This is a genomic window from Streptomyces sp. NPDC048473, assembly GCF_043200155.1.
Taxonomy (GTDB): Bacteria; Actinomycetota; Actinomycetes; order Streptomycetales; family Streptomycetaceae; genus Streptomyces.
The window spans coordinates 80,539-105,005 of the sequence record NZ_JBICXE010000027.1; the positions used below are offsets into that span (position 1 = coordinate 80,539).

Annotated in this window: 21 protein-coding genes and 2 pseudogenes; 11 read left to right on the plus strand and 12 right to left on the minus strand. The window is 68.4% G+C overall.

The window, feature by feature from the left end; all coding sequences use genetic code 11:
* Window positions 1–7: 7 nt before the first annotated feature.
* The 3 genes from ACGFU7_RS32950 to sbnA all read left to right on the plus strand — a co-directional run bounded on the left by ACGFU7_RS32950 (window position 8) and on the right by sbnA (window position 3,376).
* Window positions 8–1,012, plus strand: a complete 1,005-nt coding sequence (locus tag ACGFU7_RS32950) for a TauD/TfdA family dioxygenase (RefSeq protein ID WP_393700736.1) — start codon at window positions 8–10, stop codon at window positions 1,010–1,012.
* On the plus strand, window positions 1,009–2,079 hold the full coding sequence (gene sbnB / locus ACGFU7_RS32955; RefSeq protein WP_393700737.1) for a 2,3-diaminopropionate biosynthesis protein SbnB: 1,071 nt from the start codon (window positions 1,009–1,011) through the stop codon (window positions 2,077–2,079). The genes ACGFU7_RS32950 and sbnB overlap by 4 nt, the downstream gene beginning before the upstream one ends.
* A gap of 214 nt (window positions 2,080–2,293) precedes the next feature.
* Complete coding sequence (gene sbnA, locus ACGFU7_RS32960; protein ID WP_393700739.1) at window positions 2,294–3,376, plus strand: 2,3-diaminopropionate biosynthesis protein SbnA; 1,083 nt, start codon at window positions 2,294–2,296, stop codon at window positions 3,374–3,376.
* A gap of 6 nt (window positions 3,377–3,382) precedes the next feature.
* Here the strand turns inward: sbnA and ACGFU7_RS32965 are convergent.
* Window positions 3,383–3,532 (minus strand): annotated as a pseudogene (locus tag ACGFU7_RS32965) (IS481 family transposase); the annotation flags it as partial.
* Between the two features lie 153 nt (window positions 3,533–3,685).
* Between ACGFU7_RS32965 and ACGFU7_RS32970 the strand changes: the two are divergent.
* The 4 genes from ACGFU7_RS32970 (at window position 3,686) to zwf (ending at window position 8,378) form a co-directional block, all read left to right on the plus strand.
* Complete coding sequence (locus tag ACGFU7_RS32970) at window positions 3,686–3,889, plus strand: hypothetical protein (RefSeq protein WP_393700741.1); 204 nt, start codon at window positions 3,686–3,688, stop codon at window positions 3,887–3,889.
* Window positions 3,890–4,417: 528 nt separating this feature from the next.
* Window positions 4,418–4,792: a DUF664 domain-containing protein gene (locus tag ACGFU7_RS32975; protein ID WP_393700797.1), complete on the plus strand. Its 375-nt coding sequence runs from the start codon at window positions 4,418–4,420 to the stop codon at window positions 4,790–4,792.
* 1,090 nt (window positions 4,793–5,882) lie between these two features.
* Window positions 5,883–6,914, plus strand: coding sequence for a phosphogluconate dehydrogenase (NAD(+)-dependent, decarboxylating) (gene gnd, locus ACGFU7_RS32980; RefSeq protein ID WP_393700742.1), 1,032 nt, complete (start codon window positions 5,883–5,885; stop codon window positions 6,912–6,914).
* A gap of 3 nt (window positions 6,915–6,917) precedes the next feature.
* Entirely contained in the window at window positions 6,918–8,378 is a 1,461-nt protein-coding gene (zwf, locus tag ACGFU7_RS32985; RefSeq protein WP_393700744.1) for a glucose-6-phosphate dehydrogenase, read from the plus strand.
* A gap of 287 nt (window positions 8,379–8,665) precedes the next feature.
* On the opposite strand, the gene ACGFU7_RS32990 is transcribed toward zwf, so the two are convergent.
* The 5 genes from ACGFU7_RS32990 to ACGFU7_RS33010 form a co-directional block, all read right to left on the minus strand.
* Complete coding sequence (locus ACGFU7_RS32990) at window positions 8,666–8,989, minus strand: hypothetical protein (RefSeq protein WP_393700745.1); 324 nt, start codon at window positions 8,987–8,989, stop codon at window positions 8,666–8,668.
* Window positions 8,986–9,456: a transposase gene (locus tag ACGFU7_RS32995; RefSeq protein ID WP_393700747.1), complete on the minus strand. Its 471-nt coding sequence runs from the start codon at window positions 9,454–9,456 to the stop codon at window positions 8,986–8,988. Before ACGFU7_RS32995 ends, ACGFU7_RS32990 begins: the two co-directional genes overlap by 4 nt.
* A 143-nt stretch (window positions 9,457–9,599) precedes the next feature.
* The gene (locus ACGFU7_RS33000; protein ID WP_393700748.1) at window positions 9,600–9,821 is read right to left on the minus strand and encodes a hypothetical protein; all 222 of its coding nucleotides are present in this window, start codon (window positions 9,819–9,821) and stop codon (window positions 9,600–9,602) included.
* A 136-nt stretch (window positions 9,822–9,957) separates the two neighbouring features.
* The gene (locus ACGFU7_RS33005) at window positions 9,958–11,274 is read right to left on the minus strand and encodes an ice-binding family protein (protein WP_393700750.1); all 1,317 of its coding nucleotides are present in this window, start codon (window positions 11,272–11,274) and stop codon (window positions 9,958–9,960) included.
* 363 nt (window positions 11,275–11,637) lie between these two features.
* Window positions 11,638–12,027, minus strand: coding sequence for a VOC family protein (locus ACGFU7_RS33010; RefSeq protein ID WP_393700752.1), 390 nt, complete (start codon window positions 12,025–12,027; stop codon window positions 11,638–11,640).
* Between the two features lie 158 nt (window positions 12,028–12,185).
* Here ACGFU7_RS33010 and ACGFU7_RS33015 point away from each other — a divergent pair.
* A pseudogene (locus tag ACGFU7_RS33015) lies at window positions 12,186–12,348 on the plus strand (LysR family transcriptional regulator); the annotation flags it as partial.
* A 46-nt stretch (window positions 12,349–12,394) separates the two neighbouring features.
* On the opposite strand, the gene ACGFU7_RS33020 reads toward ACGFU7_RS33015, so the two are convergent.
* The 6 genes from ACGFU7_RS33020 to ACGFU7_RS33045 all read right to left on the minus strand — a co-directional run bounded on the left by ACGFU7_RS33020 (window position 12,395) and on the right by ACGFU7_RS33045 (window position 18,728).
* Entirely contained in the window at window positions 12,395–12,859 is a 465-nt protein-coding gene (locus ACGFU7_RS33020; RefSeq protein ID WP_393700800.1) for a hypothetical protein, read from the minus strand.
* A 413-nt stretch (window positions 12,860–13,272) separates the two neighbouring features.
* Entirely contained in the window at window positions 13,273–14,736 is a 1,464-nt protein-coding gene (locus ACGFU7_RS33025) for an HAD-IA family hydrolase (RefSeq protein WP_393700754.1), read from the minus strand.
* Window positions 14,737–14,797: 61 nt separating this feature from the next.
* Window positions 14,798–15,874, minus strand: a complete 1,077-nt coding sequence (locus ACGFU7_RS33030; RefSeq protein ID WP_393700756.1) for an ABC transporter ATP-binding protein — start codon at window positions 15,872–15,874, stop codon at window positions 14,798–14,800.
* Window positions 15,875–15,877: 3 nt separating this feature from the next.
* Window positions 15,878–16,690, minus strand: a complete 813-nt coding sequence (locus ACGFU7_RS33035; RefSeq protein WP_393700757.1) for an ABC transporter permease — start codon at window positions 16,688–16,690, stop codon at window positions 15,878–15,880.
* On the minus strand, window positions 16,678–17,574 hold the full coding sequence (locus tag ACGFU7_RS33040; RefSeq protein ID WP_393700759.1) for an ABC transporter permease: 897 nt from the start codon (window positions 17,572–17,574) through the stop codon (window positions 16,678–16,680). Before ACGFU7_RS33040 ends, ACGFU7_RS33035 begins: the two co-directional genes overlap by 13 nt.
* Window positions 17,571–18,728 carry an ABC transporter substrate-binding protein gene (locus ACGFU7_RS33045; RefSeq protein ID WP_393700761.1) on the minus strand — a complete coding sequence of 386 codons (1,158 nt, stop codon included), beginning with the start codon at window positions 18,726–18,728 and terminating at the stop codon, window positions 17,571–17,573. The genes ACGFU7_RS33040 and ACGFU7_RS33045 overlap by 4 nt, the downstream gene beginning before the upstream one ends.
* Window positions 18,729–18,950: 222 nt before the next feature.
* Here ACGFU7_RS33045 and ACGFU7_RS33050 point away from each other — a divergent pair, with 222 nt between their 5' ends.
* The 3 genes from ACGFU7_RS33050 (at window position 18,951) to ACGFU7_RS33060 (ending at window position 24,351) form a co-directional block, all read left to right on the plus strand.
* Window positions 18,951–19,694 (plus strand): GntR family transcriptional regulator, encoded by a 744-nt coding sequence (locus ACGFU7_RS33050; protein ID WP_393700762.1) that lies wholly within the window; start codon window positions 18,951–18,953, stop codon window positions 19,692–19,694.
* A 421-nt stretch (window positions 19,695–20,115) separates the two neighbouring features.
* A complete protein-coding gene (locus ACGFU7_RS33055; protein WP_393700802.1) occupies window positions 20,116–20,331 on the plus strand; it encodes a hypothetical protein in 216 nt (71 codons plus the stop codon).
* Window positions 20,332–20,616: 285 nt separating this feature from the next.
* Window positions 20,617–24,351, plus strand: a complete 3,735-nt coding sequence (locus ACGFU7_RS33060; protein WP_393700764.1) for a S8 family serine peptidase — start codon at window positions 20,617–20,619, stop codon at window positions 24,349–24,351.
* Window positions 24,352–24,467 lie beyond the last annotated feature (116 nt).

Here is a 24,467-nt window from a genome sequence, read left to right on the forward strand (position 1 = left end):
GATCGAGATGTCGTTCATGTCCACGGCGTCGCTGGTCGACGTGGAACTGGAACCCGGCAAACCTCCGCTGCTGCGGGCCGAGGCCACCGGCCACGCACCGAGCTGGGCGGCCGAGCACCGGGACGCACTGCGCGCTGTCGTCGCCGAGCACGGTTCGGTCCTGGTCCGCGGCCTCGGGCTGCGCGACGCGGCCGGGACCGGCGCCGTCTTCTCGAAGCTGGCCACCGGTCTGATGACCGAGAAGGAGGCCTTCGCGCCCCGGCAGACCTACTCCGACGGCGTGTACTCCTCATCGAAGTGGCCGCCGAACCAGCCGATGTGCATGCACCACGAACTGAGCTACACGCTTGAGTTCCCCGGCCTGATGATGTTCGCCTGTCTCAGCGCGCCCACCGACGGCGGGGCGACCGCGGTGGCCGACTCACCGACCGTGCTCGACGCGCTGCCCGCCGAGTTGACCGAGCGGTTCGAGCGCGAGGGCTGGCTGCTCACCCGCAGCTACAACGACGAGATCGGTGCGTCCATCGCCGAGGCGTTCGGCACCGAGGACCGTGGCGCCGTCGAGCGCTACTGCCGCGCCAACGCGATCACGTTCGAGTGGCAGCCCGACGGTGGACTGCGCACCAGACAGCGCCGCAGCGCCGTGGTGCGTCACCCGGTCACCGGCCGGCGCTGCTGGTTCAACCAGATCGCGTTCCTCAACGAGTGGACAATGGCCCCCGAGGTGCACGAGTACCTGGTGGACGTCTACGGCGCCGACGGGCTGCCGTTCAACACCCGCTTCGGCAACGGCGACCCGATCGGCGAGGACGTCGTGCAGCTGCTCAACAGCGTCTACGAGACCAACACCGCACGCGAACCGTGGCAGGCCGGCGACCTGATGCTCGTCGACAACGTCCGCACTGCGCACAGCAGGGAGCCCTTCGAGGGACCGCGCGAAGTGCTCGTCGCCATGGCCGACCCGGTGCGTCTGGCCGACTGCTCGCCGACCGTCGAGGTGACCACAGAATGACCACCATCAGTTCCACCGCAACAGAGGCCGCAAGGGTCGCGCCGATCACCGTGCCACCGTTTGCTGTGATCTCCGGTGCCCAGGTCCAGCGCGCGCTGCGCGGAAACGAGAAACGGATCGTGGAGTTGGCCGAGGCCACCTACCGGGTGCACGGCGCCGGCGATTCGGTGAACCCGCCGTCGTACTTCCTGCGTTTCCCCGACCGCCCGTCCTCCCGGATCATCGCGCTGCCCGCCTCGATAGGCGGGAAGGTGCGGGTGGACGGCCTGAAGTGGATCTCCAGCTTCCCGGAGAACGTGACGGCCGGCATCCCCAGGGCCTCGGCCGTGCTGATCCTCAACGACCATGACACCGGCTACCCGTTCGTCTGTCTGGAAAGCTCGATCATCAGCGCCACCAGGACGGCCGCGTCAGCGGCGTCGGCGGCCGACTGGCTCAGCCGCGACCGGCCGCGCCCGATGCGTGTCGGGTTCTTCGGGGTGGGCTTGATCGCCCGCTACATCCACACCTTCCTGGTCGGCACCGGCTGGTCGTTCGACGAGATCGGCGTGCACGACCTGTCCGCCGACAGCGCGGCAGGCTTCCGGTGCTACCTGGAGCAGTCGGGCACCACCGGCCGGATCACCGTGCACGACAGCGCCGAGCAGTTGATCCGAAACAGCGACCTGGTGGTCTTCGCCACGGTCGCCGGTCAGCCGCATGTCAGCGACCTGTCATGGTTCACACACAATCCGCTGGTGCTGCATGTGTCGCTGCGCGACCTCGCGCCGGAGATCCTGCTCGCCTCGACCAACATCGTCGATGACATCGAGCACTGCCTGAAGGCCGACACCTCGCCACATCTGGCCGAACAGCTCACGGGCAACCGGGACTTCCTGCACGGCACGTTGGACGACGTGATGACCGGGCGGGTGATGGTGCCGGCAGACCGGCCGGTGGTGTTCTCGCCCTTCGGCCTCGGGGTGCTCGACCTCGCGGTGGGCAAGTACGTCTACGACGAAGTGGTCCGCAGCGGAGAGTTGCACGTCGTCGACGACTTCTTCCACGAACTGAGCCGGTACGGATGAGCCGGCGATAAGCCCAGAAGGCTTACCCAGGGCTGATCCCAGGAGAGATCACCGGTCAAGTCGCAGCAGGTCCTGACGTACGAGACAGCGGCCACTGACGCAGGGCCCCGTCCGGCTTGGTTGGGCACAGGCTCCCGCCCGCAAGAGCGAGAAGCCCGCCCACGGGCCGGATGGACGTTCCGAAAGTGCTCTGCTCCAGATAGAGGAGACCATCGTGCCCGTCATATCCGTTCCCTACGCCTTCAACGAAGAGGAGCTCTATGTCGACCTTCGGTCGATCTTCGGGCACTCGCTCTTCCTGAAGTGTGAGGGCTTCAACTTCGCCGGCTCGATCAAGTTGAAGGCCGCGACCGAGATGGTGGAGACAGCTGAGCGGGATGGAGTCCTGACGCCGGAATCGATCCTGGTCGAGTCCTCGTCCGGGAACCTCGGCGTGGCGCTGAGCATGATCGCGGCGAGCAAGGGCTACCGGTTCCTGTGCGTGACGGACTCCCGCGGCAACCTGTCGACCAGGATGATGATGGAGGCGTTGGGCAGCCAGGTGCACGTGATAGCCGGGCAGGAGGCCAACAGCGGCTATCTCGGCGCGCGGATCGAGTACGTCCGCGCGCTGTGCGCTTCCGACGACCGGTACGTGTGGCTCAGCCAGTACACCAATCCAAGCAACTGGAAGGCGCACTACCGCAAGACAGCGCCGGCGATCGCCCGTCAGTTCCCGCAGCTGGACGTGCTGTTCGTCGGGGCCGGCACCACCGGAACCCTGATGGGCTGCGCGCGCTACTTCCGGGAGTGGCACCGGCCGGTGCGGATCATCGCAGTGGACAGCGTCGGCTCGGTGTCCTTCGGCGGTTCGCCAGGCCGCCGGATGATTCCCGGCCTGGGGATGAGCGTGCGCCCGCCGCTGCTCGACGAGTCCTATGTGGATGAGGTGATACGTGTCGAGGAGGCGGACACCATCCGTGCCTGCCATCGTCTGGCCAGACGCGGATTCCTGTTCGGCGGCTCCACCGGCACGGTGGTCAGCGGAGCAATGGACTGGTTGGCCCGGCATGACGCGCCCGAACTCACCGCGGTGGCCGTAAGCCCGGACCTCGGCGAGCGATACCTCGACACCATTTACCAGACCAACTGGCTGCAGGATCTTTACGGCGAGGACGTGCTCAACTCCGAGGAGGTGGCCGCCGGTCCCTGGACAGCCTCCCCCACGCCACCGACACGGTGGGGCCGACGGCTGGACCTGCAGACCGGCGACCGCAATGGCAACCAGCACCATCAGCTCCAGGATCGTAAGACCTAGCCAGATGTATTGGCTCGCAGTGTTGTTCACACGGCTGATGGCAGGCCGGCCGCCGAGCGCGGTCTGGCAGCGGTGGTGGCTGTAGGTGCGGAGGAAGTCCGGCAGGGCCGCGGCGCGTTCGCTGTTGCTGGTCCAGGGCCGCAGGTAGGCCCATTCCCAGCGCACTCGTTCATCGACTTCAGAGTCGCCCACCCGGTGTCCACCAACAGTGGGAAGTTTCACCGGGGGTGAGCGACCCTGGCCGCAGCCCTCCTGCTGCGCGTCAGCGCCCCAGCCGACGCTCCGAAACATCGGCTGCTTGCGCTCGCTGTGCCGGTCCTCGGCCTCACACTGTGGTGCGCCCAGTCCAACGGGCACGGGCTGGTGGTGGCCTACGGGTTTGCCCTCCGCGTCCTGGTCCGGCTCCTGGCCCGCCCGATTCTCCGCCCCGAACTCGACCTTCAACGGCGCCCGCGGACCACCACGGCCTCGCTGGCCGATATCGTCGGCAAGCGGCCCCAGCGAGCTGATTAAGCCTGTCCTGCACAGCAGTTGACGGCCTCGGGGCCGACCGGTCCGCTGGTCCCGGGCTCTGCGGCAGGGGGCAGATGCGGCCGCAGGCACCAAAGAAGATCAGCCCGGTGGTGTACGAGTTAGCCAGGGGCCTCATCGAGGCCAGTGGCGCGGCGGCGGGCGTTGAACCGGTGTCTGTTGATGTCCTCCATGGACAGACCGCTATTCGGTGTCGGTCTTGGGGCTGGTTTGGTTTTCGCCAAGTCCACTTCCCAGCCCGCCGTGTCCCGATCCTGTCGGCGGTGTCCGGTGTTTCGTTCAGGGGAAACCTGGCCAGAAACGACATCTCAGTCCGGCCCAGCGTGTCGAGAGAGAGCTGGCGATGGCGTTGGTGGAGCCGACGGAAGAAGAGAAGAACCGTGCAAGTGAGGGCTCACCTGGGACAACCTGGACCAGTAGATTCTGGCCCTGAGCGCAAACACACAGGAGGAGTACACCGTGAGTACTGACAATCGCATAGGCCCGCCCAACTTGGGCAATGAGCGCGAGATGCTCCGGACCTTCCTCGACTATCACCGGGCGACCCTCGCCATGAAGTGCGAGGGGCTCACCGATGAGATACTGCGACAGCAGTCGATGCCGCCGTCGACGCTTTCGCTGCTCGGTCTGGTGCGGCACATGGCGGAAGTGGAGCGTGCCTTCTTCCGCCGGGTGTTCGAGGACAACGACGCGCCGATGGTCTGGTCCGACAAGATCGATTTTCAAGCAGCATACGACGCGAGCGCCTCGACCAGGGCCGAGGCATTCGGCGCCTGGGAGGCGGAGGTGGAGAACTCGCGCCGCCAGCAGGTGGCGCCGCCCGGGCCCGGCGTGGATCGGGTACGTCGGTCAGGCGGGCCAGGAGCCGGTGAGAGTGGGCGATGATGAGCGGGCAGGCCCGGTCTTCCGTCGTGGTGATCAGGGACTTGACACCTCGTGATCACCGAAAGCCGTGCCTGCCTACGTTTCGCCCCCGGGCTTCCAACGACGAACCATCACCTGCTTGGTTACTGATCAAACCGGACACTCCGCGAGAACGCCGCCGCGCTGGGGTGCGACCTGAGGGGTGAGGGGGTGAAAATGGAAATGTCTGCTGAAGGTGGCCCCGCCGCTTCGGGACGGGTGGCCATGAGTAACTCAGTGACATTGGCGAGGAACGGTGGGGAAATTGTGAACGCCACCTGCATAGCGTGCAGAGAACCTACCAGCACCGTCCTTTACTTCCAGGGTGATGGCAAATTACTGCTGACTGACTTGATCAGATTCGATATCCCACCCGATGGAGCCATGTTCATGATAAGCCGTCTTCTCGAATGTGAATAAGATGAAGTGTTCGACCGCAAGGGAGTCGAGAACCCCTTGCCTCCGGTCTGCTGCAGCAGATGCGCAAAGAAGACAGGATTCCCGGCCCCTGTGCGGCCCGGCATGCCCGGTCCCATCATTCGCCGGCGCTAAATTAGGGGCTCGGTCACGAGCAAGGGGCCACTGACCGAGGCCGCTCGCAAGGCCGGACACACCAAGCGGGCCACCGAAGGTGAGCCCACTTCAGGGTGAGTGTGGTCGGGAGTGGTTGTGATGAGCGGCGAATACAGATCTCTTTCGGATGGCGAACCCTTCAAGATATTGACCCTCGCAGACCGAGAACAGGACACCGGAACTGTTAAAATCTCCTCGCGGTATTGACTGAGCGTCATCCCAAGGTCAAAGAATGCACTCATAAAGTAGGCCCAGGACCCGGGCCTGACTGCTGAAATTCCGGATGTGGTTCAGGAAGCCCTCAAAGGTTCTGAACGGCCGAACAGTTCGGCGCTCACTGGGGTGCCCCTCGTGGCTTATCGTTCCGCACCCCCGGCGTGCACATTGCGCAGAGCAAGGGAGACATGACGGCACCGCCCAGGGGCCGGAGCCCGGCCACGGCTCGTCCGCCAACGCAGTCATTCGTCACCACCGCGCTCTGAAGAACGGGAAGTCGGCCATGACCACTGACACACCCATGCAGCTCGGCATGATCGGGCTCGGCCGGATGGGCGCCAATCTCGTGCGCCGGCTGATGCGTGACGGCCATCGCTGTGTCGTCTACGACCTCGACCGGGAGGCCGTACAGGAGCTCGAGAAGGAGGGGGCGACCGCGGCCTCCTCCCTCCGCGACCTGGTCGACAAGCTGGAAAAGCCCAGAAACGTCTGGCTGATGCTCCCCGCCGGCGTGGTGCAGCCGACACTGGACCAGCTGGCCGCCCTGCTCGACCCCGGTGACACCGTCGTCGACGGCGGCAACTCGTACTACCGGGACGACATCACCCGGGCGAAGCAGCTCGCTCCGCGCGGGATCCACTACGTCGACTGCGGGACCTCGGGCGGTGTCTGGGGCCTGGAGCGGGGCTACTGCCTGATGATCGGCGGCGAGGAAGAGGCGGTGGCCCGGCTGGACCCCGTCTTCCGCGCCATCGCCCCGGGCACCGGGGACGCCGAACCCACCCCCGGCAGGACCCGGACCGACGGGACCGCACCCCAGGGCTATCTGCGCTGCGGCCCGAGCGGCGCAGGCCACTTCGTGAAGATGGTCCACAACGGGGTCGAGTACGGGATGATGGCCGCCATCGCCGAGGGGCTCGGCATCATCAAGCACGCGGACGCGGGCCTGCGTTCGCGCTCCGTCGACGCCGAGACCGCCCCGCTGCGCGAGCCCGAGGCCTACCAGTACGAGATCGACGTGGCCGAGGTCGCCGAGGTGTGGCGCCGCGGCTCCGTCGTCGGCTCCTGGCTGGTCGACCTCGTGGCCGACGCGCTGTCCCGCTCGCCCGAACTCGACGATTTCGCCGGCCGGGTCTCCGACTCCGGAGAGGGCCGGTGGACGGTGGTCGCGGCCGTGGAGGAGAGCGTGCCCGCGCCCGTCATCAGCGCCGCGCTCATCGAGCGGTACGAATCGCGCGGGCTGGGCGAGTTCAGGGACAAGGTGTTGTCCGCGATGCGCGGCGAATTCGGCGGTCACGCCGAGAAGGCGCGGTGAACCATGACCAGCGGCCCCCGGTCCGAAAGCAGTGGTCCGGTCCCCGAAGACCACGTCATCGTGCTGTTCGGTGCGACCGGTGACCTCGCCCGGCGCAAGCTCCTGCCAGGACTCTTCCATCTCGCCAAGGCCGGGCTGCTGCCGGCCCGCTACCGGATCGTCGGCTCGGCACCGTCCCAGGCCGCGCTCAGCGACGACGACTTCCGCAAACGGGCCCGGGAGGCGGCCGCCGAATTCGGCAGATCGAAGCCGGAAGGCCCGGAGTGGCAGGAGTTCGAGGAAGCGCTGACATTCGGCGCGGCGGACCCCGACGACCCCGAGCCGCTCCTTTCGGCCGTACGGAAGGCCGAGCAGGCCGTCGGAGGCAAACCCTGCCGGCTGTTCCACCTCGCTGTGCCGCCGAAGGCCTTCGCCTCCGTGATCGAGATGCTGGGCGCGACCGGCCTCGCCGAGAACGCCCGCGTCATCGTGGAGAAGCCCTTCGGCACAGATCTCCCCTCGGCCCAGGCCCTCAACGCGACGATCCACTCCGTGTTCGACGAGTCCCGGATCTTCCGCATCGACCACTTCCTCGGCAAGGAGTCCGTCGACAACATCCTCGCCCTCCGGTTCGCCAACGGTCTCTTCGAGCCCATCTGGAACCGCGACCACATCAGCCATGTGCAGATCGACGTGCCGGAGAAGATCGGGATCGAGGGCCGGGCACAGTTCTTCGAAGGCACGGGCACCTTCCGGGACATGATCGTCACTCACCTCTTCCAGCTCATGGGATTCGTGGCGATGGAGCCCCCGGCCGTACTCACGGCGAAGTCGCTGCGGGACGAGAAGGAAAAGGTCTTCCAGTCCATGCGGCCCCTGGACCCGGCACAGGTCGTCCGTGGCCAGTACGAGGGGTATCGCGACGAGCCGGGCGTCGATCCCGGGTCGGACACCGAGACGTTCATCGCGCTGCGCGTCGAACTCGACAACTGGCGGTGGGCCGGTGTGCCCTTCTTCCTGCGCTCGGGCAAGTCGCTCGGAGAAGGACGGCACGTCGTGACGCTCGGATTCCGGGAACCGGCCCTGCGCATGTTCCCGCTGTCCGCGCAGGGCGGCTCCGAAGAAGTCCGGAACAACGAGCTGGTGATCGATTTCGACGACCCCGGCCGGATCGCCGCCCGCTTCCTGGTGAAGGAGCCCGGCCCTGCCATGCGCCTGGAGGAAGCCGGGATGGTCTTCGACTACGGCGACTCCTTCAACTCGATGTACGCGCTCGAAGGATACGAACGCCTCATCCTGGACGCGATGCTGGGAGACCAGTCCCTGTTCACCCGCTCCGACGGGATCGAGCGTCTGTGGGAGGCATCCGCCCCGCTGCTGGCGAACCCGCCGCCGGTCGAGCCGTACACCCCGGGCTCCTGGGGCCCCGAGTCGGTCGACCGGCTCATCGCTCCGTACCGTTGGAGTCTGCCCGACCGCCGCTGACCCGCAACCGGCGCGGTCCGTCCGCGCCGTGCCTGCCGAGCCGTGCCCCGGGGCCGCGGCGCGGCCCGGCTGCTCCGGATGGCGCCCCTGGCGTCATCCCCACGGGCTACGCGTGGCGCGGCGGCCGGCAACTGCCGCCCCCGGGGAGTCGTCGGGAAGCTGCCGGTTGCATTCCCAGTGGGCCCTCGTCCTGCCCCTGGAGGAGCCCCCAGCATCACCAGCTGGCTCGCTCCGCCCGCAGCGTCATCCACGATCTTCCTCAGCCGGATGTCATGGTCCCGCTCGACTCAGGTCGGCAGCACAGTGCCGTCAGACGAAGGGTCGGTGTCAATGGCTCGGTGGACTTCCAGGGCGAACGGATCAATGAAGTCGCCCAGCGGCTTCCCCGACGGAACGGTCATGCGGGCGTTGACCCACAGGCCGCGGACCCGCGCTGCTATATCGTCCTCGTCCCAAGCAGCACGGCGGGCCATGACAACGGCGACGCCGACCACACCCGACCGTCTCGCCACCACTCGCCCGATCCATGCCGAATGGCCTTCGAAGTGGTCGAGTCCGAAGGTGGCCTTCAGCTCCCGGTAGTCGTGTTCGATGCGCCGGCGTAACTTCACGAACCGGACCGGATCCCGTGCCGGGATGTCGGCAGGCAGGTTCGAGATCCGCCCTCGGGCCACTGGGAGATCAGCCAGGGCAGGCCGATGACACCGTCGGGCGCGGGTTTCGGACGACGTCCCGCGAGCCGGACCCGCAGGAACACGAAGCGGGAGGTCATCGCGGCTTTCGAGCTCTTGCGCCAAGTGACCGTCACCGCCTGGTGACGTCCGGCAGCCAGCACGTGCTCGCGCAGGCTCACCGAGCGGGTGCGGTAGCGGGGCAGCGGCCGGGGCACGAGGCCGTCAGGGGGTGGCCAGTGGGGTTCGGCCGTCTCGGGATGCGCGGTCAGTTCTCCCTTGACCTGCAGTGCGTGGGCCAGACCACGGTCTTCCAGGGCATGCCGGAAGTCGGCGTTCGCGCCGTAGCCGGCATCCGCGACCAGCACCGCGGGCCGCAGCCCGATGGCGGCCAGTCCGTCGAGCATCTCCAGCGCGAACTGCCAGGCCCACCGGCGCCAGACCCGTCAGCCGCGCGAGGAGGGTGCCCGGAAGGCTCCGGCCGGCTGGAAGGTCGAACAACAGATCACCCGGGAGGACAACCGACGGCTGCGCGAGAAAGCCGAACGCCTCAAGCCACCCTGCGCCGCTCCCTGGGCCAGCAGATCGACCAGGTCGCGCCGACCTCGGCGCCCGCGTCGACGAACTCGCCGTCGTCAACCAGCGTCTCGAAGACGCCCTCGCCCAGGAGCGGGCGCGCAACGAACTGCAGGGCCGGCTGATCGCGACGGAAGACGATCTCGCCGCCACGCGGACCACCCTGCGCCGCGTGATCCGATCGGAGAACCAGCAATCCGCGTCGTGCGGCACGCACCGGCCGCCGCTCACCCCGTACGACGGTCGGGCCGCCCCTACGGGAACAGGCACGACCTGAGCAGGGTCCAGGTTGCCTCAGGCGGCTGCCGCGTCTCTCGGGGCGTGTCGGTCCTTCACCAGGGGCGGGCGATTGTGTTGGTGTCCAGGGTTACGCTCCCGTCACGGGCCAGGGTCTGGCCGTTGACGGTTACACCGGTGGTCACAGTGATCGAGATCGCGGCCAGGATTCTGCCTACGAAGGCGGTGTCGGTGCCCAGGGTTGCTGAACTTCCAATCTGCCAGATGACATTGCGGGCCGTGGCGCCGTTGGTGAGGAGCACGCTGCTTGCGGTTGCAGTCGTCAGGGTCGATCCGATTTGGAAGATCCATTCGGCGTTGCGGTTGCCCTGGGCATCCAGCGTGAGCGTGCCGGTGAGCCCGATGGAAGAGGCCGCGTTGTAGACGCCGGGAGTCAGCGTCAGGCCGCCGAGGTCTCCGGAGATGCCGGCATCCGGGATCCGGCCGGCGGCGTTGTCGTACGTCGCGATCAGATCGGCGTGGGCCTGAAGGGCGTCCGCGTCCGCGTTGTGGATGGTTCCGTTCACCTGGCCGGGCGGGAATCCGGTAATGGACACTCCTGGGCTCACTCCCAGGTCTCCGGTGACGCTTGAGAGGCCGGTGTTGGTGACGGACTGTCCACCCAGCACCGCGAAGCGTCCCAGATACGTGTAGGCGCCCGAGGCGGTGGTAGTGCCGCCGAGGGTGGTGACGGAGACATCGGCCGAGCCGAGTGCTCCAGCTGGTACCAGGGCATCGATCTCTGTGTCCGAGGCGATCCGGTAGGAGATGGCGGGTGTGCCGCCGAAGGAGACGCCGGTGGTGTAGGAGAACGCCGTCCCGGTGATGACGACAAGATTCCCACCGTCCACCGGGCCTGAGTCGAGGGTGACGACGGCGATGGAAGGCGGGCCGAGGTAGGTGTAGGTGACTCCGCCGGCGATTCCGCCCCTGGTACTTACGGTAACTGCGACCGGGCCCGCGGAGAGCGCCGCGGGGACGGTCACGGTGAGATGGCCGTCGGAGTCGACGGTGAACGCGGCGGCCTGCGTTCCGAATCGGACCTCGCTCGTGGTGTCGAGGCCGAGGCCTGCGAGAGTCACTGTGTTGCCGCCTGCCAGGGGGCCCGCGGGTGGTGGAGTAAGTCGGAAAGAGGGCGGCGGCAGGTAGTAGAAGGTGCCGACGACTCCCGTTCCTCCGGGGGTTGTCACGGAGACGGGCACGGGGCCATGGCCGGAGGGGGTGATGGTGGCGGTGGTGGTGTCGCTGACGACCGTGAAGCTCGGAGCCGGGCTGGAGCCGTAGCGCACGCCGGTGGTGCCGGTGAAGTGGCTGCCGGTGAGTGTCACTGCGTCGCCGCCGCCGGTGGATCCCTGGTTCGGTGAGACCGCCATAAGGGACTCCTTGAATTCATCGGGTCGACGACGGGAGCACATCGGGCCAGCCTGTCCGTCGACCACCACAACTGTTCGTTACGCGAAGTAGCCCACTGACAAGGGAGTGCGTCAATGGCCATGGCGCCATTTCACCCGAAAGGGGAAATGCGGTCCTATCTGATCGGTCTACGCGGGATCACGTGCCTTAAGTGACTGCACAGGCAACACCGGTACGACGAGCACCAGAACTTGACAGCTGTAGAACTTTGACACGCAATGCGCCAATTGGCGCATCTGCCTCCGCTGCCACTGTTGGCGTCACGTCCGTGTCGCTCCTTGGAGGCGCCGTGAAACTGCCTCGTCAGGCCGCCGTGGGGGCCCTCAGGCGTCCTGCGGGTACCAGCGCAGTTCCACGGTGTTGCCGTCCGGGTCCTGCACATAGAGGGAGACCGCGGTGCCCTGGGCGCCGAAGCGCTTACCGGGACCGTCCAGCACCGTGAAGACGCCGGAATCGATGACCTGCTGCCAGTCGAGCGGCTCGACCACCAGGCAGATGTGGTCGACGTTGGAGCCCTCCGGCCGCTCGTCGGGCGCCTCGACGAGGTCGATGATGGTGGTGGGGCTCACCCGCACGGACGGGAAGGAGACCTTGCCGGCCCGCCACTCCTCCACCCGCACCGGTTGCAGCCCCAGCGGGCCGGTGTAGAAGGCGAGCGAGCGCTCGATGTCGGCGACGTTCAGGACGAGGTGGTCGAAGGCAATCACGCGCATGGGTGTCTCCGCAGGGTCGGGTCGGCCGGGGCGCCGGTGGTGGCAGGACGGGGCCGGCGGCTCCGGACCTCGCCGGTCCGGGGCGGTGGCTGGTCGCTGACTGCCGTGGCCTGCCCTTGACTTCAGCATCGCCGAGCAGGCATCCATTGGTCCAACGCATGTTTGTCATCCGACCCATCGTGTTTCACGATGGATCACTGGATCTCCAGCAGATGCGCTACGTCCTCGCGGTGGCGGAGACCGCGAGCTTCACCCGCGCCGCCGAGCGGTGCCACGTCGTCCGGTCCACGCTCAGCCATCGAGTGGCCCGGCTGGAGAAGTCGACGCTGTTGCGCGGCCTCGCGGGTGAATTGCCGCTGCGGCGCGGTCAGGTCGTCCGCGCGGTCGCGGGCCAGGTGGGGTTCCTGCCGCAGGAGCCGGGCTTTCCAGCCGGTGCGACCATCGAGTACGTGCTCGCTCGGGCGACCGCCGAGTTCGGGGAACTGTCCGAACGGATATGCGCCGCCGAGGAGTTGGTGGCATCCGGCAAGGACGACCTGGGCGAGGTGCTCAGTGTCCAGCCCTGGGCCGGCAGCCAGGTACGGAAGGCGTCCGTGACCCGGTCCTCGTCACTGTCGTGCGCCAGGATCTTGTGCAGTGCAGTGATGTCCGACTCCGGGTTGCGGCGCAGGCAGCCGCGGCTGTCCGCGTCGAGGTCGGCGGGGCGGATGGCGACGAGCCGCAGGCCGTGGGCGGGGATCTCGGTGTCGCGTCGGGCGTCGTACAGGGTCCGCTGTTCGCCGCGGTGGACGCCGCTGATGGTCAGCCTGTCCGGCTTGTCGACGTGCGACATCGGCTGGTCGTGCTGCAACTCATGGTATTCGACGACGAGTTGGCGAGCGGGGCCAGTAGGCGTCGACGGGCAGCCTGGCGCGCCGCCCGCTCGCCCCCGGGTCTCCCAGGAGCCAGTCGAACCTGTGCTGCGTCAGGGCCGTTTCGCCAAGCACCTGATTGCACAGGTCGACGACGTACGCCTCGTCGCTTTCGCCTCTGTTCCCCGTGATCGGGCATGATCCGGCCTGCCGCTGACAGCCAGGCGCTCGGTTCCGTAGGCGCAGTTCGGGAATACCGGGCCGGGGCATCGGCTCTCTGGGTAAGGCCGGGGGCTCTGGTCCTTCTGCGTGCCGTCGTCGTGCGCCTGCCAGGGACTACGGGAGAGCCCTTGGGAAGGAGCTTCAGCCGAGCTATGACGGTGGACGGCGTGGGTCACTCCGGCCGGCCCAGGGTGAAGGTCGTGAGCACCGCCGCGTGGTCCGACGGCCAGTCGTTGCCGGCGACGTCGGGCCAGGCGCACGGAGTGCCGGTGACGACGGTGCGGGAGTCGAGGACTCCGAGGCCCCGACCGTTGTGGAGGACGTAGTCGATGCGGTCCTGTGGCTCGGGGCGGCCGCTGCCGTCCTCGTGTTCGGGGTGGATGGGGGACCATGTGTGGCCGGGGTCGGCGATCGGGTCCGGGTGGGCCTCGCGGTAGGAGTCGCGCAGGCCGGCCTCCTCCGCGGCCTTCGTCACCGGCCAGGCGACGTCCGGCCGGTCCAGGTGGGAGGGGGTGTTGAAGTCCCCGACGAGCACCACGGGCGTCGTGGCGTCGGACGCCTCGGCGATCCACCGCAGCGCGTCCCGCATCTGCGCGAGCCGCACCTCCTCGCGAGCGATCAGCTCGGCAGCCGGGAGTCCGTCGAAGGCGGCCTCGTAGGGCCCGTACGGCGTGTAGTGGAGGTGGACGGTCCACACGTCCACTTCGTACGCTCCGTCGATGCGGATGCGGACGCCCGCCGCTCCGTAGAAGCCGACGGCGGGGTCGCCGAGGCGAGCGGTGACCGGGTGACGGCTGATGATGCCGAGGTTTTCGCCCGCCCGGTGGTGGTACCAGCCGAGCGCCTCGGCGAGTTCCTGGGCCGCGGTGCCGCCGGTCTCCTGCAGGCCCACGACATCGGCCCCGGTGTCCAGGATGACCTTGAGCTGTTTGGACCGGTGGTCGTCGACCCTCGTCCCGCCGTGCCAGAGGTTCCAGCTCAGCACGCGCAGCCGAGGGGCGACCAGGGCGCGCATTTGCTCGGGAGTGACCCCTTCCAGGCTGGCCAGCACCGTCCGTCCCGGCGCCGTCTCGATCGGCGCCAGTGACGGGACCGCGAGCACCGCGCACCCGGCCGCCTCGGCGGAGTCGACGCCGGTCCGGGTGTCCTCGACCGCCACGCAGCGGGCGGGGTCGGCGCCGAGGGCGCTACAGGCGGCCAAGTAGGGGTCGGGTGCGGGCTTGGTGCGCTCGGTGTCGTCGGCGGTGACGGACACAGCGAACCGGTCGGCGCCCAGGGAGGCGAGGACGGTGTCTGCGACGGCCCGGGAGGAGGCGGTGACCAGCGCGGTGGGGATCCCCTCGACGGCGAGGGCGTCGAGGAGGGCGAGTGCACCCGGGCGGAGCACGATGCCGGTGCGGACGCGGTCGGTGAACTCCCGGTGCAGCGCGGCGGCGACGTCCGCGAACGGCCGGCCCGTGGCCGCGCTCAGCCACGCGGCGGTGTGCTCGACCGGCCGACCGAGCACCTCCGGCTGGTCCGCCTTTGTCAGGGAGCGCCCGGCGACCTGTTCCACCGCCTCCCACCACAGCCGCTCAGTGTCGACGAGCGTGCCGTCCATATCGAACAGCACGGCCTGGAGTGGGAGTCGCGTCACGGTGCTCTCTTTCACGTGGGGGTGGGTTCTGTCTCTTTTGCGTGAGGGGTGTGTTCTGTGGTCAACGCATGCGTTCGGCCACCAACACCGGCCGCTGCGGCAGTGACACGCTCACTGCGGCCCCGGAGCCGAGCGCGACCGCCTCGTGCGTCGGCAGGTCGGCCTTCACCTCCGTGCCGTCGGCGAGCCGTACGGTGACCCGGGTGGCAGCGCCGAGGAACGCGGTGGCGACCACGCGCGCGTCCCCGTCGCCGTCTGCGCGTACCTCCACGGCCTCGGGCCGCACCAGGACGTCCACTTCGGTCACCGTCGGCGCCTGCCCGTCCACCGGCAGCCGCCGCCCCAGCACCTCGACGGCCCCCTCGGCCAGTCGTCCCGGAATCCGGCTCATTGTGCCCACGAACTCGGCGACGAAGGCGGTGGCGGGACGTCCGTACAACTCGGCCGGGGCGGCGCACTGTTCGAGCCGTCCAGCGCGCATCACGGCGACCCGGTCCGCCGTGGACAGGGCCTCCTCCTGGTCGTGGGTCACGAACAGCGTGGTGATGCCGAGCTCCTGCTGAAGCCGCCGGATCTCCTCGCGGAGCGTCAGCCGTACCTTGGCGTCGAGCGCGGACAGCGGTTCGTCGAGCAGCAGGACGCGCGGGCGCAGCGCGAGGGCGCGGGCCAGGGCGACGCGCTGCTGCTGGCCGCCCGAGAGCTGGTGCGGAAACCTCTCCGCCTTGTCGGCGAGGCCGACGAGCTCCAGCAACTCGGCCGCACGCTCCCGCCGTTCGGCCGTACGCACCTTGCGCATGCGCAGTCCGAAGGCCACGTTGTCGAGCGCGTCGAGGTGCGGGAAGAGGCTGTACGACTGGAAGACCATCCCGGCGCCGCGGCGATGGACGGGGATGCGGCTGACGTCCTCGCCGTCGACCAGCACGGCACCGGCATCCGGCTGTTCGAACCCGGCGAGCATGCGCAGCGCGGTGGTCTTGCCGCAGCCGGACGGACCGAGCAGAGCCAGCAGCTCGCCCGGCTGCACGGTCAGGTCGAGTCCGTCGAGAGCGAGTGTCGGCCCGAACTCCCGTCGCAGGCCCTGGAATTCGACGGTGGCCGCCTTCTCGCCGGCCTTCTTCTCAAGCGTGGTGACGGTCATGGTTCATCCCCGGGAAGTGGTACGGGAACGCCCGCCGACACCGGCGAGCGCGAGGAGAAGTGCCCAGGTGACGAGCAGGCTGAGCACGGAGACTGCAACGGAGAGCTGGGCCTGCGAGCCGCTGACGTTCACGATCCACACGGCGAACGGCTGGAAGCCGAGCAGCTGGGCGACGGTGAACTCGCCGAGGACCAGGGCGAGGGTGAGGAAGGAGGCGTTGAGCAGCCCGCCGCGCAGGTTGGGCAGGACGGCCTGCACGAGTGTCTGCGGCCAGCCGGCTCCGCAGCTGCGGGCGGCCTCGACGAGGGTGCGTACGTCGACGGCGCGCAGGCTCGCGTCCAGGGCGCGGTACACGAACGGCAGCGCCATCACAACGTACGCCAGGACGAGGATCACGGGAAAGTCCGGGTTCTGGATCGCCACGAACGTCTGGAACAGCGGCGTACGCGAGAGGTGTTCGGGCCCCCACCTCAGGACGGTGCCGATGCCGGCGACGAACGCGATCGGCGGCACGACCAGCGGCAGGGAACACACCACTTCGACGACCGGCCGCAGCCGGGGCGCGCCGAGCCGCAGCGCGACCATGGCGGGCACCATCAGCAGCAGGACGACGGCGATCGCCGCGAGGGCCAGCTCCAGCGAGAGGAGCAGACTGGCGCTGAAGCCGTTCGTGGAGAAGATCCGGCTGTAGGCGTCGAAGGTGATGCCCTGCCCGGGCACGTCGACCGTGAAGACCACGGACGCGGCCAGCGGCACCAGGAAGTACAGTCCGGCGAGGCCGAACACGCCCCACCGCCACGGGTTCAGGCGAGCCATCGCGCGCTCCGTCGTTGCAGGGGCAGGTACACGGCCATGACCAGGCCCGCCACCAGGACCATGTCGAAGCTGAGGGCGAGCGCCACGTTCTCCTGGCCGACCAGCACGTTGCCGGAGATCGCATCGGCTATCTGCAGGGTGACCAGCGGGATGGAGCTGCCGACCATGGCGGCGGCGGTGGCGTACGCGGCGAAGGCACTGCCGAAGAGCAGCACGAGACCGCCGAGGAGAGAGGGCGCGAGGACGGGCAGGGCGACGTGCCGCCAGTACTGCACCGGAGTCGCACCGTTGTTCTGCGCGGCCTCGCGCCACTGGGTGCGCAGGCCCTCCAGTGCGGGGGTGATGGTGAGGACCATCAGCGGGATCAGGAAGTACAGGTACACGATGACCAGTCCCCAGAAGCTGTAGAGGTCCCAGCCCTTGTCGGTCAGGCCCAGGTGCCGGGTCAGCACACCGGCGTTGCCGAGTGTGGCGACGAAGGCGAAGGCCAGCGGGACGCCGCCGAAGTTGGCCAGAACCCCGGACGCGGTGAGCACGGCCTCGCGCAGCGCGCGGAAGCGGGAGGTGACGACGGCCTGGGCGAGGGGCAGTCCGAGAACGGCCGCAAGGGCGGCGGAGACCGCGGACAGCTTGACACTGCCGATCAGAGCCGTCAGATACGCACCCTGCAGCGACAGGGTCAGGTTGGCCGTGCTGTACGAACTGGTCCCCGTGGCCTGGTTCTTGACAGTGAAGGCACCGTCCAGGATGGCCCAGGCCGGCAGCCCGAAGGCGAGCGCGGTGAAGGCGAGCAGCGGGACGACGGCGAGCCGGCCAAGGGGACGGCGCCGCCGCTTCGCAGGAGCGGCGGTCGCCGTGTCGACCCGTGTGAGGGTGTCCGTCATTCGGAGACGGCCTTCGCCCAGCCCGCTCCGAGGACCGTCTTGGCCTTGCTCTGCTGGGCCTCGGTCGGGAAGGAGGGCGTCCCGGAGACCTCGGGCAGCTTGGCAGCGGCCGTCTTGTCGAGGGTGCCGGCCTTCTCCATGGCGGTCATCAGGGCCGGCCGGGCGTAGCCCTTGAGCCACAGGTTCTGGCCCTCGGTGCTGTAGAGGTACTCCTCCCACAGGCGGGCGGCCGCCGGGTGCGGGGCGTCCTTGTTGACGGCCTGGGAGTAGTACTGGGAGAACTGGCCGTCGCTGGGCACCGACACCTTCCAGTCCACGCTCTTGGACTTGAACTCGTCGGCGTAGCCGGCGTTGAGGTAGTCCCAGTCGATGCTGATCGGCGTCTCGCCCTTTTCCACGGTGGCCGGAGTCGACTCGACGGGCGTGTAGTTGCCGTTCTTCTTCAGCTTCGCGAAGAAGTCGAGGCCGGGCTGGATGTCGTCGAAGGAGCCGCCGGACGCGAGCGCGGCCGCGTACACCCCGCCGAAGGCCGAACCGGACTTGGTGGGGTTGCCGTTGAGCGCAACCTGGCCCTTGTACTGCGGCTTGAGCAGGTCCGCGAACGTCGTCGGGCACGTCTTCACGCGCTTCGCGTCGCAGCCGATGGAGATGTAGCCGCCGTAGTCGTTGTACCAGCGCCCCTGCGCGTCCTTCTGCCCTTCCGGGATGTCGCCGAACGCGGTCACCTTGTACGGCGCGAGCAGCCCCTGCTGGGCGGCGCTGAGCGCAAAGGAGCTGCCGAGGTCGAGCACGTCCGGCGCGCGGCCCTGGCCCTTGCGGGAGGTGACGGCGTTGATCTCGTCCTGGCTGGAGCCGTCCGGGTTCTCGACCTCGACCTTGATGCCGTACTTCTTCTCGAAGCCGTCGATGAGAGCGCCGTAGTTGGCCCAGTCGCGGGGCAGCGCGATGGCCTGCAGCGTGCCCTCCTTCTTCGCGGCGGCGACCAGCTTCTCCATGCCGCCGAACCCGGCGGCGGAGGTGGCGGTGGCGGCGCTCTTGCCGTCGGCGGTGGTCGACGCGTTGTCGGGGGCGGCGCCGCAGGCGCTCAGGGCGAGCGCGGCGACGACGGCGAGGGAACCGCCGAGCACGGCTGTTCGCGGAAGGGACACGGTCACGACTGCTCCAGGGGAGGCGGGAGGGGATGCAGAACAGACACAGATTGCGGATGACTTGTCTGAACAAGTTGGCCTCAGTAGGCCCGCCCCAGATGTCCTTCTCGTGAACTCCAGCAAAATGATGCCCCTAGGTTTCCTGAGGAATCTCACCCGGAACGCGGCACCGCCGGATCTCGATTAGGCTGCTCACGCTGTGCACAGCGACAGACTCAGAGGGGAAGCATGCCGGCGCGACACGAACAGATCGCCGATGAGCTGCGGCGGGCGATCGACCGCGACGAGTACACAGTCGGCAGCCGACTGCCTTCGGAGACGGAGCTCGCCACCCACTACGGCGTCTCGCGCGGCACCATCCGTCAGGCCGTCGCGGCCCTCACCACCGAGGGACTCATCGGCTCCCGACAGGGCGCCCGCCGCGTGGTGCTGGCCAGCCGCCGCAGCCAGAGCTTCGCCGAACTGCACAGCTTCGCCCAGTGGGCGCGTGCCATGGGGCGAGAGGCGACCGGACGCGTCATCGCCCAGGAGTATCACCCAGCGACCCAACAGGACGCCGAACGCCTCCAACTACAGGCGGGTACATACGTGTTGCACGTTCTGCGACTGCGTGGCCTGGACGACGAGCCGGTATTGCTCGAGCGGACCGTGTACGCCGACTGGATCTCCCCCGCCGTGGAGACGATCGAGCCCGACTGTCCCTCCGTCACCCAGCGCCTCTACGACGACACGGGCCTGGTCTTCGCCTACGGCGAGCACGTCATCGACGCGGTGGCAGCCGGAGCCCAGGACGCCAAACTGCTCAACATCCGCCGCACAAGCCCACTCCTGCGCATCCGTCGGCTCACCACGACACGCGAAGGGCGGCCGGTGGAGTGGTCGGACGACCGCTACCGCCCGGACGCGGTGAGCTTCAGCGTGCACAACTCGACCGGGAACAACGCGTTGGCCCGCGAAGCAGCTGATCAGTGAAGGAGCACCGGTGGATCCCGCGGTCACCGGGAAACACACCTGGATCGCGATCCCGGCGCAGGCAGTAGTGTCCGGGAACAGGAAGGCGTCCGCCCGATCCGCTCCGAATGCCGAAGTTCAACACTGCGTAGTCAGCACCAAGTCAGCACGGGATAGGCGATCAGGGGCGCTGACATGCGGTTTCAGGTCAGCACCAAACCAGCACGGGAGTCAGCACCAAGGCACTGAACCATGCTGGACAACGCAACTCGGACAGGCGCTTGCCGGCCTTCAATACGGTCCTCGAAGCAGTCTCGACATGCCTGTCATGGTGGCCCCGCGCACACCCGACCCGAGAACTATGGTGTCCCACCACATACGCCCCTGACCTGCCCCTTCCTACGGTGTGGCGACACGAAACCGTCCCCGCCAACGTCCGGAAGTGGTGTTCATGGCTGCATCGGCATCCGCCCCGCCGATCACCCGCTCACTCAAGCGCATCGTCGCCGCAAGCCTCATCGGCACCACCATCGAGTGGTACGACAACTCATCGCATCAGCGCTACGACCTGCAGTTTTCCCAGGACAGCGGCACGCAAGTCAGCACCGAACCAGCACCGGAACAAGACGTGCTGGGCGGGACCGGAGAATCAGGCTGAACCCGCGGTGGCCGCGCAGGTGGAAATGTCGGCGCGCACCGTGCAACGGCGCGTCCAGGGGTTGATGGTCCAGGCCGGGGCGACCATCCGCGTCCAGCTCGGCTGGTACGCCCGCCGCCACGGCTGGGCGTAGGGCGAGTCCGTGCTCCATGGCCGTCACTGACGGGTCTCTGCCAAGGCAGATATCCGCCAGCGCAGAACGGTCGACACGCAAGTTGCCCCCGCGAAAACTCTTCGCAGCACCTGGAACCACCCATTCACCGGGTGCGTGGAGGAGAGTCATCCATGACCAGATCATCCGCGAGGCGGAGGTCCCGGCTGCTCGCAGCGGGGCTGTCGCTCATACTGCTGCCGGCAGGGCAGGCCGTCGCAGCCGGGGCATCGGGGACGGCGGGGGCGGGCACCGACCGTGCCACATCACCCGTGCACGCACCCAGCACCGCTCGAACCGTCACCCTGATCACCGGTGACAAGGTGACCGTGACCGACCTCGGCGCGGGCCGGAAGTCGGTCGCCGTGGAGCGTCCCAAGGGCGCGACCGGAGCGGTTCGCAGCGAGATGTCCGACGGCCGGATCACCGTCATACCCGACGAGGCCCGGCCCTACCTCCAGTCAGGCGTCCTCGACGCCGAACTCTTCGACGTCACCGCTCTGATCGAGCAGGGGCTCGGTGACCCGTCATCCGACGGACTCCCGCTCATCGTGACGTACACGAAGAACGCCCGGAGCGCGACGCCCCACGGAGCCCGTCAGGTCCGTGGGCTGCCGAGCATAGGTGGTGCGGCCCTGGAGGCGTCGAAGTCCGGGGAGTTCTGGCGCACGGTCGCACCGGACGTCACCTCCGGGGCACGCGGCGCGACTTCAGGCAGTGCGCGTCTGTCGGGAGGCGTCGCGAAGATCTGGCTGGACGCACGCGTCGACGCCGCGATGGAGGCCAGCAACGCCCAGATCGGCACCCCCGCGGCCTGGGAGGCCGGGCTGACCGGCAAGGGCGTCAAGGTCGCCGTCCTCGACACGGGCGTGGACCTGACCCATCCCGATCTCAAGGACCGGGTGAGCGAGACCAAGAGCTTCATCGACGGGCAGGAGGTCGCCGACCGGCACGGCCACGGCACGCATGTCTCGTCCACTGTCGGTGGCAGTGGTGCGGCGTCCGACGGCAAGGAGAAGGGCGTCGCGCCCGGCGCCACACTCGCCGTCGGCAAGGTTCTGGACAACCAGGGTTCCGGATTCGATTCGCAGATCATCGCCGGAATGGAATGGGCTGCCAAGGACGTCCACGCCAAGGTCATCTCCATGAGCCTCGGATCGCGGCAGGGCAGTGACGGCACCGACCCGATGGCCCAGGCGGTGAACACCCTTTCCAAGGACACGGGCGCCCTGTTCGTGATCGCGGCCGGCAACGCAGGCTTCCCCGGCAGCATCGGCTCCCCCGGCGCCGCCGACTCCGCGCTGACGATCGGCGCGGTCGACTCCGCCGACAAACTTGCGTACTTCTCCAGCCAGGGCCCGCGCCTCGGCGACAACGCGCTGAAGCCCGACCTGTCCGCGCCGGGCGTGGACATCCTCGCGGCGCGCTCACAGCTCGTGAGCGGCAGCGGCCCGTACACATCGATGAGCGGCACGTCCATGGCCACCCCGCACGTCGCGGGCGTGGCGGCGCTGCTCGCCGAGAAGCACCCCGACTGGAGCGGACAGCAGCTCAAGGACGGGCTGATGAGCACGTCCAAGCAGATCAGCGGCACTTCGTACGAGGTGGGTGCGGGCCGCGTGGACGTCCCGTCCGCGATCGCTGCGCAGATCACCGCGACCGGCAGCGCCGACCTCGGCTTCACCAGCTGGCCCTACGAGGCGAACAAGCCGGTCACGAAGACGCTGACCTACACCAACGCCTCCGACCAGCCGGTCACCCTGGCGCTGACCGCCGAGGGCGCTCCCGCCGGCGTGGTCACCCTCGCCGACTCCACCCTCACCGTGCCGGCACATGGCACCGCGCAGACCACGGTCACCGGTGACGGCACCGCCGCGCCCGTTGGCGCCACCTCCGGCCGGATCGTCGCCAAGGACGGCAGCACAGTGGTGGCGCACACGGCCTTCGGCCTGACCAAGGAGAACGAGCGCTACACCCTCACGGTCCACGTCAAGGACCGCGACGGTGCCGCATCCGCCGCATACGTGGCTGTGAAGGAGCTGGCCAAGGACACAGACCCCTTCCCTGCCACGGTCGGCGAATCCGGCACGCTCAAGCTGCGTCTGCAGCCCGGCATGTACACCTTGTCCAGCTTCCTCGACGTGCGCGGCAGCAGGGGCAAGGACTCTCTCGGACTCGGTCTTCTCACCGAGCCCGAGGTCACCATGGACCGTGACCGCGAAGTCACCCTCGACGGGACGAAGTTGCGGGAGATCCGGGCCGATGTGGACCGGCGGACCGAGACCCGTCAGCTGATGATGAAGTTGAACCGGGCTGCGAACGGCGATTCCTTCACGCAGGCCGTGCAGGTCCCGCCGACGTACGACAGCATCTTCGCGGCGCCGACCCGCAAGCCCGCCACGGGCACCTTCGAGTACCGGACCGTCTGGCGGCTCGGCCAGCCGCAACTCGATGTCGAAGCAGGCGGCAAGCGGCTCGGCGAGACTGCCGTGCAGTACGGATCGGACATGTTCACCGGGAAGAAGCGGATGTCCCTGGTGGACGCGGGCGCCGGAAGCACCGCCGACTACGCCGGCAAGGACGTGGCGGGCAAAGCGGTCGTCGTGCGTCGTACCGACGCGATCACGTCCGCCAAACTGGCCCAGAACGCACAGGACGCGGGCGCCAAGGCGCTGTTCGTCACCGACGAGGTTGCCGGACGGCTGATGGCCGACTTCAGCGGGGCCGACGGGGCGACACGTCCGCTGTACAGCGCGACGGTGAACGCGCAGGACGGGGCGCGGCTGATCGAGGCCGCTCGGCTCGGCCGGGGCGTGGAACTGACCGGCACCGAGTTCACGCCGTATGTCTACGACCTCAGCAAGGGCTACCCGGGGGCGATCCCCGCTGATCTGACGTACCGGCCAGGCAAGAGGGAACTGGCCGTGGTCAACAACAAGTTCCACGCGCCGAAGCCCGCCGACGGCGGCGAGTTCCGCTACTCGATCACCGACACCTTCCCTTACGGCATCGGCTTCCAGGAGAGGATCAAGTTCCCCGCGGAGCGCACCGACTACATCAGCACCGGCCCCGACCAGGGCTGGCACGAGTCCATGTCCAGCGGCCCGGGCGCCCTCGAGGAGCGCAGCGGCGTCGTGCACTACCGCGGCGGTACGCGCTCCGGGACCGACTGGTTCAAGCCGGTCTGGCACCCGTGGCTGGGTACTGGTCTCGGCTGGGGCCAGCGGCGCGCGGGCAACGACCTGGAGTTCAACACGCCGGGCTGGGGCGACTCGGGACCGGACCACACCGGCTTCGGCGATGTGTGGCACGCGAGCTCGATGACCCAGTTCACCGAGGTGTACGTGGACGGGGTGCAGGTCGACCGGAGGACCAGCTCAGGGGCGTACGCCTGGAATGTCAAGCCGACCGAGCAGGACTTCAAGGTGGTCACCGACACCACCCTGGACCCGGAGGTCTGGCGGCTCTCCACGAAGGGCCACTCCGAATGGACCTTCAGGTCGTCCGCCACGCCGGCCGACCGGTATACGTATCTGCCGATGCTCAACCTCGGGTTCGACGTCGACACCGACCTGCAGGGTGATGTGCGGGCCGGAAAGCGGCTGGACCTCGGGATCTTCTCCGAGTACATAAAGGGCGCGACGGACACCGGGAAGATCACCGGCTCCACGCTGGAGGTCTCCTTCGACGACGGCGCGACGTGGACATCCGTCGAACTCGACGGCGTACGCGGCAAGTCCGCCGCCTGGGCCGGCTCCGTGCGGGTGCCGAGCGACGCGCGGTACATCTCCGTGCGGGCCTCGGCCGCCGACAACAAGGGCGGCTCGGTCAGGCAGGAGATCATCCGCGCGGTCGGCGTGCGGAAGTAACCGACCGGGTGGGAGCCGCGCAGTCGGCGGCGCGGCTCCCACCTGCCGCGTGAGCGATGCAAGGGCCGCACCCTGCACGTAGTGCTGCTCACCGCACAGAGGACATCGTCCGGCGG

Coding starts and splice junctions, on each gene's coding strand:
- ACGFU7_RS32950 (WP_393700736.1), top strand. CDS start 8: ATGTCGTTCATGTCCACGGCGTCGCTGGTCGACGTGGAACTGGAACCC.
- sbnB (WP_393700737.1), top strand. CDS start 1,009: ATGACCACCATCAGTTCCACCGCAACAGAGGCCGCAAGGGTCGCGCCG.
- ACGFU7_RS32975 (WP_393700797.1), top strand. CDS start 4,418: ATGCTCCGGACCTTCCTCGACTATCACCGGGCGACCCTCGCCATGAAG.
- gnd (WP_393700742.1), top strand. CDS start 5,883: ATGACCACTGACACACCCATGCAGCTCGGCATGATCGGGCTCGGCCGG.
- zwf (WP_393700744.1), top strand. CDS start 6,918: ATGACCAGCGGCCCCCGGTCCGAAAGCAGTGGTCCGGTCCCCGAAGAC.
- ACGFU7_RS32995 (WP_393700747.1), bottom strand. CDS start 9,456: ATGCTCGACGGACTGGCCGCCATCGGGCTGCGGCCCGCGGTGCTGGTC.
- ACGFU7_RS33005 (WP_393700750.1), bottom strand. CDS start 11,274: ATGGCGGTCTCACCGAACCAGGGATCCACCGGCGGCGGCGACGCAGTG.
- ACGFU7_RS33010 (WP_393700752.1), bottom strand. CDS start 12,027: ATGCGCGTGATTGCCTTCGACCACCTCGTCCTGAACGTCGCCGACATC.
- ACGFU7_RS33020 (WP_393700800.1), bottom strand. CDS start 12,859: ATGTCGCACGTCGACAAGCCGGACAGGCTGACCATCAGCGGCGTCCAC.
- ACGFU7_RS33030 (WP_393700756.1), bottom strand. CDS start 15,874: ATGACCGTCACCACGCTTGAGAAGAAGGCCGGCGAGAAGGCGGCCACC.
- ACGFU7_RS33035 (WP_393700757.1), bottom strand. CDS start 16,690: ATGGCTCGCCTGAACCCGTGGCGGTGGGGCGTGTTCGGCCTCGCCGGA.
- ACGFU7_RS33040 (WP_393700759.1), bottom strand. CDS start 17,574: ATGACGGACACCCTCACACGGGTCGACACGGCGACCGCCGCTCCTGCG.
- ACGFU7_RS33050 (WP_393700762.1), top strand. CDS start 18,951: ATGCCGGCGCGACACGAACAGATCGCCGATGAGCTGCGGCGGGCGATC.
- ACGFU7_RS33060 (WP_393700764.1), top strand. CDS start 20,617: ATGACCAGATCATCCGCGAGGCGGAGGTCCCGGCTGCTCGCAGCGGGG.